Source organism: Chloroflexus sp., assembly GCF_056331925.1.
In genome coordinates this window covers 28,594-42,694 of record NZ_JBWGQH010000002.1, presented here as the reverse complement: position 1 = coordinate 42,694, position 14,101 = coordinate 28,594, and the positions used below count along the sequence as shown (strand labels likewise).

The window sequence follows — 14,101 nt, the reverse complement described above, 5'->3', positions numbered from 1 at the left end:
ATAGCAATAAGGGAATGGGCAGAACGGTTGGAGGATTTGCCGTGTGCGTAGTGGGATAGCCTTCGCGCACACGGCAAGCTGTCGAACACACTATCCGTTAAACAATGGCCAGCGCTTATCCTTCTCACTCATTTCGGTAACCGGTAACGGCCATTTAATACTAAAGGCCGGATCGTCAAAACGCACACCGCCTTCAGCGCTCGGTGTGTAGTATTGCGAGACCTGATAGAAAACCTCAGTGTCGTCTTCGAGCGTCTGGAAGCCGTGGGCGAATCCTTCAGGGACATAGAGTGCCAGCCGGTTGGCCGCCGTGAGGGTCACGCCGATCCAGCGCTTGTAGGTGGGAGAATCGGGGCGCAAGTCGATAATCACATCGTAGATCGCACCGCGAATACAGCGTACCAACTTTGTTTCAGCATACGGTGCGTGCTGAAAGTGCATACCCCGCAACGTCCCGGCGAGCCGGTTGTACGAGAGATTCATCTGCACGACCCGATCCACCAATCCGTGTTCGGCAAACTCATCCTTCGACCACACTCGTGCAAAGAACCCACGATTGTCTTCCCGCGGCTCAAGTTCAATAATGTGTGCGTCTTTTAGCTCGGTTGGAATGAAGCGCATACCCTAGCTCCTCCAAAACAGTTCAGCATCAAGCTGGTTGGTCGCGATCAGATGACGCAACATCTTCAGCCGCGTGTATGGTGGGGCCTCGAAGATCTCGCGCGTCATACCGATCCGCTCAAACACCGCGCGTAATTGCCGAGCACCGGCGCTGGCATCGTACCGGCAGGCGAATCCGGGTAAGCGGGTGGCAATCTTCGTAAAATCCACTCGGTAGCTCCGGTTATCTGCATCGTTACGCCCAAACGTAAGTTCGCAGCCGGGAAACACCTCGGCAACGATCTCGGCAATTTCGCGTACCCGATAATTGTACCGGCTATCGCCAACATTGAAAATCTGGTTGTGGATCGCTTCTCGTGGTGCTTCCAACGCACAAGCCACTGCGTGGGCAATATCGAGGATATGCACTAAAGGTCGCCACGGCATTCCATCGCTGGTCATTGCAATCTTACCGGTCGTCCACGCAAGGCCCGACAGGTTGTTGAGCACAACATCAAACCGTTGTCGTGGTGAAGGACCAAATGCGGTGGCATTACGCAAGAAGACCGGTGAAAAGTTATCGTCGGCCATCTGCGCCAGATCATGCTCGACCAACACTTTACACTCGGCGTAGGCGGTCTGAGGATTAACCGGTGACTCTTCTGTCTTGATTTCACCCTCTTCGCCAATGCCGTAGACCGAGCACGATGACATATAGACGAAGCGGGTGATACCGGCAGCTTTGGCAGCCTTCGCCAAGTTGACGCTACCCTGATGGTTGATCTGAAAGGTCAGTTCCCGATTAAGTTGACCGAGTGGATCGTTCGAGAGTTCGGCCATATGCACAACGGCATCAAACCCAACGAGGTCGGCTGTAGTCAGCCGACGGATGTCTTTGACGATCAATTGTGGTTGAGGCAGGCCACTGTGATAGAGCCACCCACTTTCGTAGTAGCCGGTATCTACACCAACCACCTCGTGACCACGTTCCATCAGATATGGGGCGGTGACAATGCCGATATAGCCGCCGCTGCCGGTGAGCAGGATTCTCATGGGAAACTCCTAGCGCATGGAATAGGCGATCCGATACTATGGAATGGTAACGCTGGCCTTACCAGATCTTCCACGGTGCGTGACCACTTTGCCACAAACCTTCGAGATAATTCTTGTCACGCAACGTATCCATCGGGTGCCAAAAGCCGTGGTGACGGTAGGCTGCCAACTCACCGCGCTGAGCCAACTGCTCGAGTGGCTCACGCTCCCAGACCGTGTCGTCGCCGGCGATCAGATCAAAGGCAGCCGGCTCGACCACAAAGAACCCACCGTTAATATAGGCACCATCACCACTAGGCTTCTCTTTGAAGCTCTCGATGCGGGTTTGGTCTTCGGCCAGGGTAAAGGCCCCAAATCGACCCGGTGGCTGCACCGCCGTGAGTGTTACCGTCGCGCCCTGCTCGCGGTGATAGGCGATCAAGGCCCGAATATCAACATCGCTCACACCGTCACCGTAAGTGAGGCAGAATGTTTCGTCACCAACGTAGGGGCGGATCCGTTTGATCCGCCCACCGGTCATCGTCTGCTCACCCGTATCGACCAGGGTTACCTGCCACGGTTCGATCTGGGTGTGATGGACGGTCATCCGATTGGCCTGCATATCAAAGGTTACATCGGCGTGATGCAAGTAGTAGTTGGCGAAATATTCCTTGATTATATGACCTTTATAGCCGCAACAGATGATGAATTCGTTGATACCGTGGGCTGAGTAGATCTTCATAATGTGCCAGAGTATCGGCTTTCCACCGATCTCGACCATCGGTTTAGGCCGAATGGCGCTTTCTTCACTGATGCGGGTACCGTAACCGCCAGCTAGAATGACCGCTTTCATACACTGCAACCTGCCTTCGTGTGGAATGATTACAGTTCGCCGCGTCGCTGCAATTCTTGGCGGAACCACGGGATCGTCAGCTCGAGACCTTCGCGCAGCGATACCTTCGGTTCCCATTGCAAAATCCGGCGCGCCTTGCTGATGTCAGGTTGGCGCACCTGTGGATCGTCTTTGGTGCGTAGATCGCGATAGATCACGCCGGCTTTATTGCCGGTAATCTCGTTGACGATCTGTGCGAATTCGGCAATGGTAAATTCGCCCGGATTACCAATATTGACCGGTTCGACTTCATCGCTGAACAGCAGTCGGTAGACACCTTCAACCAAATCTGACACATACTGAAACGAACGGGTCTGAGTACCGTCGCCATAGATCGTCAACGGCTCACCGCGCAGTGCCTGTGAGATAAAGTTGGGAACAACGCGGCCATCGCGGAGACGCATACGTGGGCCATAGGTGTTGAAGATGCGAACGATTCGTGTTTCGACACCGTGATAGGTATGGTAGGCCATCGTCATCGCTTCGGCGAAGCGCTTCGCTTCATCGTAGACACCGCGAGGTCCAACCGGGTTGACATGCCCGTAGTAGCTTTCCGGTTGGGGGTGGACTTGCGGATCACCGTAGACCTCTGACGTGGACGCGAGAAGGAAGCGTGCTCCTTTGGCTCGGGCTAAGCCGAGCGCTTTATGCGTGCCGAGCGCACCGACTTTAAGGGTTTGGATCGGCAGTTCGAGATAATCAATCGGTGACGCCGGTGAGGCAAAGTGGAGTACTGCATCGATGGAACCTTCAATATAGATATAGTTGGTCACATCGTGGTGGATAAAGAGAAAGCGGGGGTGTCCGGCCAGATGGGCAATATTATCGGTGCTACCGGTAATGAGATTGTCCATCGCAATCACTGTATGCCCTTCTGCCAGAAAGCGGTCACACAAGTGTGAACCGAGAAAACCTGCTCCCCCGGTGATGAGTATGCGCATAGCTGTCGTTCTCCTCTGTACTATCGGTTTGCATGCTACTGAGTATTGGTGAAGGTTTAATGAACATTGACCGATAATGGAATTAAACTCCTTCCATGACCGAATCCCAATAATGTTGGTGATGTTCGCGATAGAAGGCAATTGTGCGGGCTAAGCCGGTACGGAGATCGATACGTGGTTGCCAGCCCAACATCTGTCGAATACGACGATCATCGGCGTAGTAATCACCAATATCGATTGACTTGCGGTCGGGTGGGTAGGGAATAATCTCGAAACTGCCTCCACCGGCCACTTCTACCGTTAAGGCTGCCAGATCGCGCAGATTAATCACCTCTAAACCGCCCAGATTAAAAATTTGTCCGGTTGCAGCCGGATGCAGAGCTGCCAACAACAGTGCATCCACACAATCGTCGATGTAAGTGAAGTCACGCAGTTGTTTGCCGTCACCCCACACTTGGATCGGTTTGCCCTCGATCACATTCCTGATCCAGACGCCGAGGAAGGTTTGGCGCGCGTCCTTCACCCGCATGCGTGGGCCGTAGGTGTTCGTTAGGCGTAAGGCACATGCCCGAATGCCGTACACATTGTTGTAGAGAATGTGGTACCATTCACCGGCCATTTTGTTGATACCGTTGACATCAACCGGATGCAACAGATGGCGTTCATCGACCGGCAGATAATCGGGCTTGCCATAAATTTGGCGGGTTGAAGCGTAAACTACCGTGATTCGCGGATTGTGCTTACGACAGGCTTCGAGGATTGATAATTGGGCACGACAGTTAATATCGAGGTCGATGTAGGGGTTACGCATCGAGTCGAGATGGCTGGTCTGTCCGGCGAGGTTAAACAGGATGTCGTGCCCTTGTACCAGATAGTTCATGGAATACTCATCGCGCACGTCGGCAATATTGACGCGCACTCGATCCTCGATGCCGGCAATGTTGTAGAGATTACCACCGTATTCAGGGATCAACGAGTCGACGAGGGTGATCTGTGCACCGAGTTCAACCAGCCTGTGCGCCAGATTGGAGCCGATAAAGCCAAGCCCACCGGTAATCAAGACTCGTGCGCCGGACAGGGTTTGCAGATCGATCATATGATACCCGCTCTGATAGTTTCAGCAACTAACATCACTTCATCGTAGCTCAATTCCGGGTACATCGGCAGTGAAAGGATGCGTCCGGCTAAATCTTCCGTTATCGGCAGGCTACCCGGACGATAGCCCAAATCGGCATAAGCCGGTTGCAGGTGAGTCGGAACCGGATAGTGAATATCACAGCCAATACCATGAGCCAACAGATGGTTGCGCAACCGGTCGCGGGTTGTATGGTCGGGTAGGATTATCACAAACAGGTGGTACACATGCCCCGGTTCATCGCTGGGCACTTCAACCGGTAGATCGGCCAGTGCTGTCGTATACCAGCCGGCCCGTTCTCGCCGGGCAGCGTTTGCCGCAGCGAGATGGGGTAGCTTTACCCGTAGCAGCGCCGCTTGTAACTCATCGAGGCGTGAGTTGCGTCCACCCGGTTCAATAGTATAGTACTTGCGCTCCCAACCATACATTCGTAACTGTCGCAATCGGTCGGCCCACTCGCGGTGATTGGTCGTTACTGCACCACCATCACCTAACGCACCCAAATTCTTGCTCGGATAAAAACTAAACGCGGCCAGATGGCCCCACTGCCCAGCCGGTCGTGGCCGACCGGTGTCATCAAGTCGCCACGCGCTATGGGCTTGTGCTGCATCTTCGATCACGATCAGACCGTGCCGCTCAGCAATTTCCATAATTGCCGGCATATCGGCCAAACGACCAAACAAATGTACTGGGATCACTGCTCTGGTGCGTGGTGTGATAGCGGCAGCCAATGCTGCCGGATCCATATTCTGCGTCGTTGGATCAACATCGACCAATACCGGTTGCGCACCGGACTGCACGATAGCGGCAACATCGTACATACAAGCGTTGGCGACGGTGATAACTTCATCACCCGGCCCGATGCCGGCTGCAACCAGTGCCAAATAGAGTGCATCGGCGCCACTGGCAACACTGATACAGTGTGCTACGCCACAAGCCGCAGCAAACTCTTGCTCAAATGCAGTCACTTCAGTACCTAAAATGTACCATCCACTTTCAATCACACGTTTGGCGGCAGCGATGAGGTCTGCCTGCAACGCCTGATGACTGCGTTGCAGATCGCCAAACGGAACGCGCCACGATGTACTCATGCATGTACTCCTGGTTGGGTATGGTAGCCGAGCTACGAAACGACATGCTGCGACGATGATAGACTAGATCATTTTACATCGGTCTCGGTACTATAGGGCAATAGTACTTGATGCGGCTTGCATCTGTTTAGACAGCACGGTACAGTAGAGCTATCTATTTGAGGTAGAAAGGAGGTGATCCCGATGAGTCTCCATCATTTTTTGGCGATAGTGTTGGCAATCGGACAACGGCGCGAACGTGGCCAAGGGTTGGCCGAATATGGTTTGATTATTACATTAATCGCACTAGTTTGTGTGTTGGCCATGATCACAATTGGTGATTCGCTGTCTGATATGTATAACACTGTCGCCGCAATTTTCCAGTAAGTCCGGCGACAGATAAGGTATGAGCGTATAGGTGATCCTGGTGGGTTCAAATCTGTTGAAGATTTGTAACCCACCTTTATGTTTATTTTTGTCAGTGTCCAAAGGGATCGCAGTCCTCTAGCGCCTGTTATACACTTCAGCTAAACATGGTAGGATGTCAGCATGACACGTACACTCTATCCAGGCGATGTGAGCGATGAGGAGTGGGTCTTCGGCCCTCTCTACCTGACCTTAATGACCGAAGACGCTCCGTAGCACGGCCACTCGCTGCGCGCGGTCTTTAACGGCTTGCGCTGGATCGTCCGCACAGGAGTACCCTGGCGCATGATGCCAACGATCTGCCGCAGTGGTACACCGTCTCTCGGCAACCCCAGCGCTGACTGAAGGCCAGGGACTTTGAGATGCTCGTCCATGATCGGCGCGCGCTGTTGCGTGACGTCGAAGGGCGTGCGCCTGCGCCGCGCGCGGCGATCGTTGACGCGCGCACGATACAAGCGACCCCCGGAAAGCGGCACGCGCCGGCGCTGACGGGTAGAAATGACGCCAGGGCAGCAAGGTCTACGTGGCGGTTGATCTGCTGGGCCAGTTGCTGACCGTGGTCTTCACGCCTGCCAACGAACAGGAACGCGCGCAGGTCGCCACGTTGGCGAAACAGGTCCAAGCCGTCACGGGCGAGTCGGTTGAAGTGGCGTTCGTCGACCAGGGCGATACGGGGGAACAACCGGCGGTCGACGCCCACGGCATCCGGCCGGCGATCGCTAAGCGGTCGGAAGCCACACGCCTGCTGCCGCACCGCTGGGTCGTTGAGCGCGGCTTCGCCTGGATGGCGCGCTTTCGTCGGCTGGAGCGAGATGATGAGCGGTTGCCAGAGGTCTTGGCGGGATTGCATGTTCTGGCCTTTGCGATGCGCATGCTGAAGCGGTTCATTACCTTTATGCTCGAAAGGACATAACAGACTCTAGACGATCGCTCCTACTCCTCAGCGACCTGGGCCAAGCGCGCTCGGTCTAGTACGATCACCCGGCCCCGCTCGAGTTTCACGAGGCGTTCTTCGGCCATCCGGCGTAACGCACGACCGGCAATTTCGCGAACCGTACCGGTGCGTTCGGCCAATTCCTGTTGGGTCACCTCAGCAGTACCACTTGTCGCTTCAGCGAGTAAGAGGCGGGCTAGGCGTGCGCGTACTGAACGAAAGGCGAGATCTTCGACTAACGTCACCAACTCACGCAATTGACCGGCAAGATCGGCGAGGGCTGCCAGCGCTAAGTCGGGATGTTTGCGGATGAGGGCTAACAGATCATCACGGGCAAGAAGCACACAGGTCACATGACTCATTGCTCGTGCTGTCGCCGGACTAAGCCCTCTGTCGAAGATTGGTACAGCGTTAAAGTATGCGCCCGGCCCAACCATCGCCAGTACCTGTTCACGACCGTCAGGCGCCGTGCGCGATAACCGTACCCGACCGCGCAGGACAAAGAAAATCGCGTGAGCCGGTTGATCTTCGTGTATGATATGCTGACCGGGGCGATAGTGGCAAATCTGGGCTCGCTGTGCGGTGTCGGCCAGAGTTGCTTCATCGAGGCTAGAAAATAATGGGATCGAGCGCAGGTTCTCAATTGTCATTATCGTGCTCACAGTCTGAGGTAGTGTATTATTTACAACACTCGCATTTTGGGTATATCGTTTAGCCATAAGCTACTTTGCATCATTATAGGCATGTTTATGCAGCATCGCGTTACGCTTCATGACGGCGCAGAAATCGCGTATCACGATCTTGGGAGTGGGCCGCCGGTGTTACTCATACATGGCTTTGTTGGTACTGCTCGCACCCATATGGGATTACTGATCGATGATCTGAGTCGCGATCATCGCGTCATTGCTCCCGATCTGCGCGGTTACGGCGCGAGCCGGCCACCCAACCGTACCTTCCCGCCTGATTTTTACCAACGTGATGCTGCCGATATGGCTGAACTGCTCGATCTCATTCAGCCAGGACCGGTAGTTGTAATGGGCTTTAGTGATGGTGGGGAGAGTGCTCTGATCTTGGCGGCAAGCCGGCCTGATGTGCTTCGCGGCGTGGTTGCGTGGGGCGTGTCTGGTGTGATGAGTCAAGCGATGGTCAATGCCGTGCAAGATTGGCTACCGGCAACGGCGTGGGTCGAACGGCGCCCAAGTTGGCGACAAGAGATTATAGAACTGCACGGCTCCGAACAGTTTGAAGCGATTATCGAGGGTTGGGTCCATGCTGCACAGGCAATTGCCGCAGCCGGCGGTGATATTTGCTTCCAGACAGCGTCTCGTATTCGTTGTCCGGTACTGCTGATCAACGGTGATGGTGAACGGAACAATCTACCTTCTGATGTGCAGCGATTGGCCGCAGCTATCCCCAATTGTCGGCTTGAGTTTGTAACTAATAGCGGCCATGCGATCCAAGAGGATCAACCGGAAGCACTGATCCGGCTGATCCGACAGTTTCTCGCCCAGCTAGCGCTGTAGTGTTCGGTAGCGACTAACGTGCCGGTTCAGTCAACCGCTACGAGTCGGTACACACCGCCGGCACGGTCGAGCAGATAGATCTCGCCATCTTCATCTAACCCAAACGAGGTCGTCTGAAGGTTCAGGCGCGCTACCAGTGCGTGTTGCCATTCGTCCGTATTCCTCCACAAGGCCCACAGATTACCGGTACAAAAATCGGCATAGAAGTAGATGCCGGTGAGTGCCGGTTGGCGTATACCGCGATAGACTTCACCGCCGGTTACCGAACAACCACCGATGGCGCTGTCGTGTGGATAGACGGCGACCGGCATGACCAACCCGCTCTGATCACACGTCGCCGGTCGGTAGCATTGTTCACCTTCCATCAATCGCCAACCATAATTGAGGCCGGCAACATTCGCCGGTACAGCATTGACTTCTTCCCACGCATTTTGACCAACATCGGCGATAAAGAGGATGTTATCGACCGCGTCGAAGGTAAAACGCCATGGGTTACGTAAGCCGTAAGCCCAAATCTCCGGTAAAGCACCGTTGCGGTTGAGGAAGGGGTTATCGGTAGGAATAGCATACGGTTGGCCATTATCAACATCGATCCGTAAGAGTTTACCCAACAGCGTATCGAGCCGTTGTCCGGCATCGAGTGGATCGCCGGCGCCGCCACCATCACCTGTACCGATGTAGAGATAACCATCTGGGCCAAACAAGAGTAAACCGCCGTTGTGATTGGCTGCCGGCTGGTCGATCCGTAGCAATTCGCGGGCACTCGCCGGATCGGCCCGATTGGGGTCGGTACTGACTCGGTATTCAGCAACGACCGTATCACCATTTCGGTCGGTATAATTGACAAAAAAGCGACCATTGTTGGCAAATTGAGGATGGAAGGCGATACTCAGTAAGCCCTGCTCGTTTCCGCGCGATCCCACTTGCGCGCGCAGATCGAGAAACGGTTCGCTGAGCCGTTGTCCATCGTGGATAGCCCAAATCTGCCCTTCCTGCTCAACTACGAATAAACGTCGACTACCATCACCAGCGTTCGTGAGGTGGGTTGGGCGACGAAAGTTATCGGCAATCATCTCTAGCGAATAGGTGAGGGTGGTCGGATCGATGGCCGCTATCGGTGCGGATGTGGGTGGAGCTACCGATGGCTGTATAGGTGCCAGGGTTGCTAGCACGGTTGGGGTAGGAGTTGGGGTAGGAACGGTTGGCGTGACGACCGATGCCGTGGGCGGCCAGGTGGGTTGTGCAGTTGGGTTGTTGGAGGCGACGGTACAAGCCGTTAGAGCGATAGTACCAAGAACGATTAACCAAATTGTGTAGCGCATGTGGTTCCTATCTTATGGATTGATAACGATCTTCCTACGTTATTCATACCACATGCGAACGGTGCTTTTCAAAAAGCACGATACACGAGGGCACAGCACACCGCGCCCCTCCTTTCTCTGCGCCGTTGCGTTGCACAACCAATCCGGGCAGGCGAGGGCACAGCACACCGCGCCCCTCCTTTCTCTGCGCCGTTGCGTTGCACAACCAATCCGGGCAGGCGAGGGCACAGCACACCGCGCCCCTCCTTTACATCCTCTGCGCCGTTGCGTTGCACAACCAATCTGGGCAGGCGAGGGCACAGCACACCGCGCCCCTACTTTACATCCTCTGCGCCATTGCGTTGCAAAAATCGCGCTACCAATCCTGGCAGATGTGCCAACGGCCCGGTCCGTACCCGCGTATGTGGCAATGAATCGAGGAATTGCTGCCCATACTTCTTCGTAAGCAGGCGTCGGTCGAGCACTACGACAATCCCACGATCGTCACGCGAGCGGATCAAACGCCCAAAACCCTGCTTAAACCGCAGAATACTCTGTGGTACACTGTACTCGTTAAACGGATCGGCGAATTGCTCGCTCCGCGCTGCCACCACCGGATCGGTTGGTACAGCGAAGGGGAGCTTCGTAATCACAAGCACCGATAGCGCGTTGCCAACAATGTCTACCCCTTCCCAGAAGCTGTTCGTACCGAGCAGCACCGAACGAGGAAACTCCTTAAGGCGATCAACCAATGCCCGTCGCGAGCCGTCAATCCCCTGGGCCATAACCCCGATCCCGTGGTCTTCAAGCGGCTCTTGAATAGCTGTGTAGGTTTGGCGTAATGCGTTTGATGCGGTAAACAATGCCAACATCCGCCCCTCGGCAGCCACGGCTAGATCGACGATGGCCTGCTCGATCATCTGCTGATATCCACGCTGATTCGGTTCAGGAATATCATTGGGAATATAGACCAGCGCTTGCTGAGTATAATCGAACGGCGAATCGAGCATCAGCTCGGTGCATTCGTCAAGCCCGATCCGGCTCTTGACGAAGCTGAAATTGCCGGTAATGCTCAAGGTAGCCGAAGCGAGAATACTCGTCTGCTTTTGTGCGAACAGTTGGCTCTGCAAAATCTCTGCTACACTCAGTGGGGCTGCCGTTAGCGTAAGCGTATCGCGTTGACGATCATACGTCAACCAGCAGATACTATCATCATCGCCGAAGATGATGTGACCGCTACGTACCCGAACATCAGTCGCAAACCGGCGTAGCACCTCGGTACGTACCAGAATATCGTTAAGTTCGCCGGTTGTCTCGTTCAACTCACGCACCTGCTCTTCAATCACGGCCAGTTCGTTGCCAATCGTGGCCAGTATATCGTTCAAATTCTGCCAAGCCTGCGTAATCGTTTGCCATTCCGGCCGCTGCCGCACGCTCTTCGTCAACCGCAAGCGCGGATCGTATTGACCAGTCTCGGTATCAAGCTGGACGAAGCGGGTAAGCAGGTTAAAACAATCGTAGACCGCAGTACGGGCTCGAATTAACGTCGGACGCATCCGTTCAATCGCTGCATTGATCCGTTCACCAGCCGCACCACCGCCACCGATTTCATTCAACACCGTCGGCAACTCGCTCAGCAAGCCACTTACCACCTGCACGCCACCGGTCTGGAACAGATCATCGAGAAACTTCAGCAAGCCGGCTTGGTCGAGATTAAAGCTGAGCTGATCGGTTGCCACATCCTCTAAGTTATGCGCTTCATCGATAATCAGGTGATCGTAAGGTGGTAACACTTGCGACGCTGCTGCCAAATCCGCAATCAAGAGCGCATGATTCACCACCACCAAGTGGGCTGCCTCGGCGGCCCGGCGGGCGCGGAAGAAATAGCACTCACGAAAATGCGGGCAACGACTACCGGTGCATGTTTCCACTGTCACGTTCAGCTTATTCCAAACCACCTGTTCACGGTCGATCAACGGTAATTCGGTGCGATCACCACTAGTGGTGGTGGGGAGCCAGAGTTGAATCTTGAGCAGCGCGCGAACCTCTTCGACCGTAAGGTTCTCACTACGACGTAATTCATGGTAGCGTTTGAGGCAGAGGTAATTGCTCCGCCCCTTGAGCAGAGCAGCCCGGAACGGTGGCAAACCGGCAGCGGCAAAGATTCGTTGCAAGTCGGGAATATCTTTATTGTAAAGTTGATCTTGCAGATTGATCGTGTTGGTCGAAATCACCACGCGCTCGCCACGTTGGGTTGCGTACAACGTGGCCGGCACAAGATAGGCCATACTTTTCCCGGTACCGGTACCCGCTTCTACCATTAATGGCTCACTACTGTTGAATGCTGCGGCTACTGCGCGAGCCATCTCGACTTGGGGCGGACGCGCTTCGTAGCCGGGGAAGGTCCGACCGAACGGGCCATCGGGGCTAAAGAATGCACCGATGGCGTCGAGATCGAGCGGACGCTGATCACCGGTTGGCCGTAAAGGCGGTGGTTCAGGAGTCAGCGCATCGACTGGTTCCGGTGGCGCAGCGATTGGTTCGAGAAAAGCATTCCGCGCCTTTTGGCGCAAGGTTTCTTCAAAGAGATCGCGTAATGGCAACCCGATCTTGCTCATCAATCGCACCATCTCACCCAACGTCGTCAGATCGAGTTGGAGCATACGCTCACTCAGCACCGCAAAGAGCTGGGCCGCGACCTCAGCATCATTAAGGGCACGATGGGCATCAGGATGAGGAATACCGAGTTGGGCGGCCAATGCCGATAACTTATAGCTTGTTGCTTGCGGTAAGAGGAGGGTCGCCAGCTCAAACGTGTCATAGATAGGCTGGTTGAAATTCATACCCTGCGCCCGCAGCATCATCAGATCAAACCCAATTGAATGGCCAACAATCGGACGATTACCGATAAAGCGGGCCAGATCGGCGCCAATTTCGTTGAAACGAGGAGCCTGCGCCAGCGCCGCCGGATCAATGCCGGTCAAGCGCATAATTTTGAGTGGCACCGATTGTCGTGGGCGAACCAGCCGCTCGAAGCGGTCGAGAATGTCGCGTCCACGAAAGGTAACGGCAGCTACTTCGATAATTTCATCAAGACCGCTTTGCAGACCGGTCGTTTCAACATCAATCGCAACGTAAATACGGTTGTTCATGCACAGATCGCTGTTGGGCTAGGAGCTTGCGTGCCGATTGGCGTGGCCCAATTGTACCACGCCCCAGCCGGTGTTGTGCGTCAACGTGACGTGTTACCGACCAAGAAAGGCGTAACCTGTGCGATGAATGCTTCCGGTTGCTCGTCTTGCACCAGCAGACTAGCTTGTGCGATCGTGACCACCTTGACCCCGGTACGGCTACGAACAAAATTACTGACCAGCCGTAACGGACTGATGGTTGCATCGCTGCCCCAGACCAGGAGGGTTGGTATTGTCAACCGGGCAAATGCTTGGGCAATGTTGCAGTTGAGCAGCCCACTAAGAAAACAGATCGGAGCATAGTAAGCTCCGGGTTGACGACAGGTGCGGTAGTATGTCTCGATACGTTCACGGGTGACGTTTGCCGGATTGGCGTAGGCCTGTCTGGTGAGGAAAAGACGAATGCTGGTGCGCGTAGTGAGGAGCCGATAGAGAATCCTGCCGATTGGGCTGCGAAGGTATTGGTAGATCGTATACGCACCAATATCGGGACTACGGTCGAGTTGACCGATCCCGGTTGGACAGATCAGGACCAGCCGACTGACCAATTCAGGCCGATGTTCTGCGGCTACAACCGCGTAAGCGGCGCCGAGTGAACTGGCGATCACGGCAATTGGGGCAGTTGGAGTGCCGATACGTTCGATCAATGCCTGGATCAGATCGACGTAGATCGTAGCGCGGTAACGCCATTGTGGGCGGCTCGAGTTTCCGTAGCCCAACAGGTCGCAGGCATGCACCTGAAAGTGCTGGCTTAACCGTTGAAATGGTTCACGCATCTCGAAAACCGATGCAGCAGCATTGATGCTGTGGATGAGCAATACCGGTTGACCGGTGCCGGCCTGGTACATGGCAACCTCTTCATCTCGCCATGTAAAAAAGGTTGGTTGAACCGGTAGGAGTGGTAATAGCGATTTGTACGTCATCGCTGTATATATTCCTGTTGATAATCGTTGCGCCAATAATGCTTGAGGATGCCGGCGAGAATGTCGGATGTGATGCTATTATGCGATACCGTTAAATAAAATGCAATGATATGTTTTATATGCAAAGAATCCG

General features: G+C 54.7%; 12 protein-coding genes and 1 pseudogene. 3 read left to right on the top strand and 10 right to left on the bottom strand.

Annotation, left to right across the window (positions count from 1 at the left end):
* Positions 1-90 precede the first annotated feature (90 nt).
* The 6 genes from rfbC to AC01ZF_RS01590 all read right to left on the bottom strand — a co-directional run bounded on the left by rfbC (position 91) and on the right by AC01ZF_RS01590 (position 5,691).
* Positions 91-621: a dTDP-4-dehydrorhamnose 3,5-epimerase gene (gene rfbC / locus AC01ZF_RS01615; RefSeq protein WP_424674556.1), complete on the bottom strand. Its 531-nt coding sequence runs from the start codon at positions 619-621 to the stop codon at positions 91-93.
* A 3-nt stretch (positions 622-624) separates the two neighbouring features.
* Positions 625-1,653 (bottom strand): NAD-dependent epimerase/dehydratase family protein, encoded by a 1,029-nt coding sequence (locus AC01ZF_RS01610; RefSeq protein ID WP_424674555.1) that lies wholly within the window; start codon positions 1,651-1,653, stop codon positions 625-627.
* A gap of 58 nt (positions 1,654-1,711) precedes the next feature.
* Positions 1,712-2,485 (bottom strand): glucose-1-phosphate cytidylyltransferase, encoded by a 774-nt coding sequence (gene rfbF, locus AC01ZF_RS01605; RefSeq protein ID WP_424674554.1) that lies wholly within the window; start codon positions 2,483-2,485, stop codon positions 1,712-1,714.
* A 29-nt stretch (positions 2,486-2,514) separates the two neighbouring features.
* A complete protein-coding gene (locus tag AC01ZF_RS01600; protein WP_424674553.1) occupies positions 2,515-3,465 on the bottom strand; it encodes a UDP-glucuronic acid decarboxylase family protein in 951 nt (316 codons plus the stop codon).
* A gap of 82 nt (positions 3,466-3,547) precedes the next feature.
* Entirely contained in the window at positions 3,548-4,561 is a 1,014-nt protein-coding gene (locus tag AC01ZF_RS01595) for an NAD-dependent epimerase/dehydratase family protein (protein WP_424674552.1), read from the bottom strand.
* On the bottom strand, positions 4,558-5,691 hold the full coding sequence (locus tag AC01ZF_RS01590; RefSeq protein ID WP_424674551.1) for a DegT/DnrJ/EryC1/StrS family aminotransferase: 1,134 nt from the start codon (positions 5,689-5,691) through the stop codon (positions 4,558-4,560). Before AC01ZF_RS01590 ends, AC01ZF_RS01595 begins: the two co-directional genes overlap by 4 nt.
* 183 nt (positions 5,692-5,874) lie before the next feature.
* On the opposite strand from AC01ZF_RS01590, the gene AC01ZF_RS01585 reads away from it, so the two are divergent.
* Together AC01ZF_RS01585 and AC01ZF_RS01580 are read left to right on the top strand one after the other, a co-directional pair.
* Positions 5,875-6,057 (top strand): Flp family type IVb pilin, encoded by a 183-nt coding sequence (locus tag AC01ZF_RS01585; protein WP_424674550.1) that lies wholly within the window; start codon positions 5,875-5,877, stop codon positions 6,055-6,057.
* Positions 6,058-6,219: 162 nt separating this feature from the next.
* Positions 6,220-7,009: pseudogene (locus AC01ZF_RS01580) on the top strand (IS5 family transposase).
* A 20-nt stretch (positions 7,010-7,029) separates the two neighbouring features.
* On the opposite strand, the gene AC01ZF_RS01575 reads toward AC01ZF_RS01580, so the two are convergent.
* The gene (locus AC01ZF_RS01575; protein ID WP_424674549.1) at positions 7,030-7,680 is read right to left on the bottom strand and encodes a Crp/Fnr family transcriptional regulator; all 651 of its coding nucleotides are present in this window, start codon (positions 7,678-7,680) and stop codon (positions 7,030-7,032) included.
* A gap of 99 nt (positions 7,681-7,779) precedes the next feature.
* On the opposite strand from AC01ZF_RS01575, the gene AC01ZF_RS01570 reads away from it, so the two are divergent.
* A complete protein-coding gene (locus AC01ZF_RS01570; RefSeq protein WP_424674548.1) occupies positions 7,780-8,553 on the top strand; it encodes an alpha/beta fold hydrolase in 774 nt (257 codons plus the stop codon).
* A 26-nt stretch (positions 8,554-8,579) separates the two neighbouring features.
* On the opposite strand, the gene AC01ZF_RS01565 is transcribed toward AC01ZF_RS01570, so the two are convergent.
* The 3 genes from AC01ZF_RS01565 to AC01ZF_RS01555 form a co-directional block, all read right to left on the bottom strand.
* Positions 8,580-9,875: a PQQ-dependent sugar dehydrogenase gene (locus AC01ZF_RS01565; RefSeq protein ID WP_424674547.1), complete on the bottom strand. Its 1,296-nt coding sequence runs from the start codon at positions 9,873-9,875 to the stop codon at positions 8,580-8,582.
* Positions 9,876-10,189: 314 nt separating this feature from the next.
* Entirely contained in the window at positions 10,190-13,006 is a 2,817-nt protein-coding gene (locus AC01ZF_RS01560; RefSeq protein ID WP_424674546.1) for a helicase C-terminal domain-containing protein, read from the bottom strand.
* 80 nt (positions 13,007-13,086) lie between these two features.
* Positions 13,087-13,968 carry an alpha/beta fold hydrolase gene (locus tag AC01ZF_RS01555; protein WP_424674545.1) on the bottom strand — a complete coding sequence of 294 codons (882 nt, stop codon included), beginning with the start codon at positions 13,966-13,968 and terminating at the stop codon, positions 13,087-13,089.
* Between the last annotated feature and the right edge of the window lie 133 nt (positions 13,969-14,101).

What these genes read in the sequence shown, in the direction of transcription:
- AC01ZF_RS01565 (WP_424674547.1), bottom strand. Translation starts at nt 9,875, where the DNA reads ATGCGCTACACAATTTGGTTAATCGTTCTTGGTACTATCGCTCTAACG.
- AC01ZF_RS01610 (WP_424674555.1), bottom strand. Translation starts at nt 1,653, where the DNA reads ATGAGAATCCTGCTCACCGGCAGCGGCGGCTATATCGGCATTGTCACC.
- AC01ZF_RS01600 (WP_424674553.1), bottom strand. Translation starts at nt 3,465, where the DNA reads ATGCGCATACTCATCACCGGGGGAGCAGGTTTTCTCGGTTCACACTTG.
- AC01ZF_RS01575 (WP_424674549.1), bottom strand. Translation starts at nt 7,680, where the DNA reads ATGACAATTGAGAACCTGCGCTCGATCCCATTATTTTCTAGCCTCGAT.
- rfbC (WP_424674556.1), bottom strand. Translation starts at nt 621, where the DNA reads ATGCGCTTCATTCCAACCGAGCTAAAAGACGCACACATTATTGAACTT.
- rfbF (WP_424674554.1), bottom strand. Translation starts at nt 2,485, where the DNA reads ATGAAAGCGGTCATTCTAGCTGGCGGTTACGGTACCCGCATCAGTGAA.
- AC01ZF_RS01555 (WP_424674545.1), bottom strand. Translation starts at nt 13,968, where the DNA reads ATGACGTACAAATCGCTATTACCACTCCTACCGGTTCAACCAACCTTT.
- AC01ZF_RS01570 (WP_424674548.1), top strand. Translation starts at nt 7,780, where the DNA reads ATGCAGCATCGCGTTACGCTTCATGACGGCGCAGAAATCGCGTATCAC.
- AC01ZF_RS01595 (WP_424674552.1), bottom strand. Translation starts at nt 4,561, where the DNA reads ATGATCGATCTGCAAACCCTGTCCGGCGCACGAGTCTTGATTACCGGT.
- AC01ZF_RS01585 (WP_424674550.1), top strand. Translation starts at nt 5,875, where the DNA reads ATGAGTCTCCATCATTTTTTGGCGATAGTGTTGGCAATCGGACAACGG.
- AC01ZF_RS01560 (WP_424674546.1), bottom strand. Translation starts at nt 13,006, where the DNA reads ATGAACAACCGTATTTACGTTGCGATTGATGTTGAAACGACCGGTCTG.
- AC01ZF_RS01590 (WP_424674551.1), bottom strand. Translation starts at nt 5,691, where the DNA reads ATGAGTACATCGTGGCGCGTTCCGTTTGGCGATCTGCAACGCAGTCAT.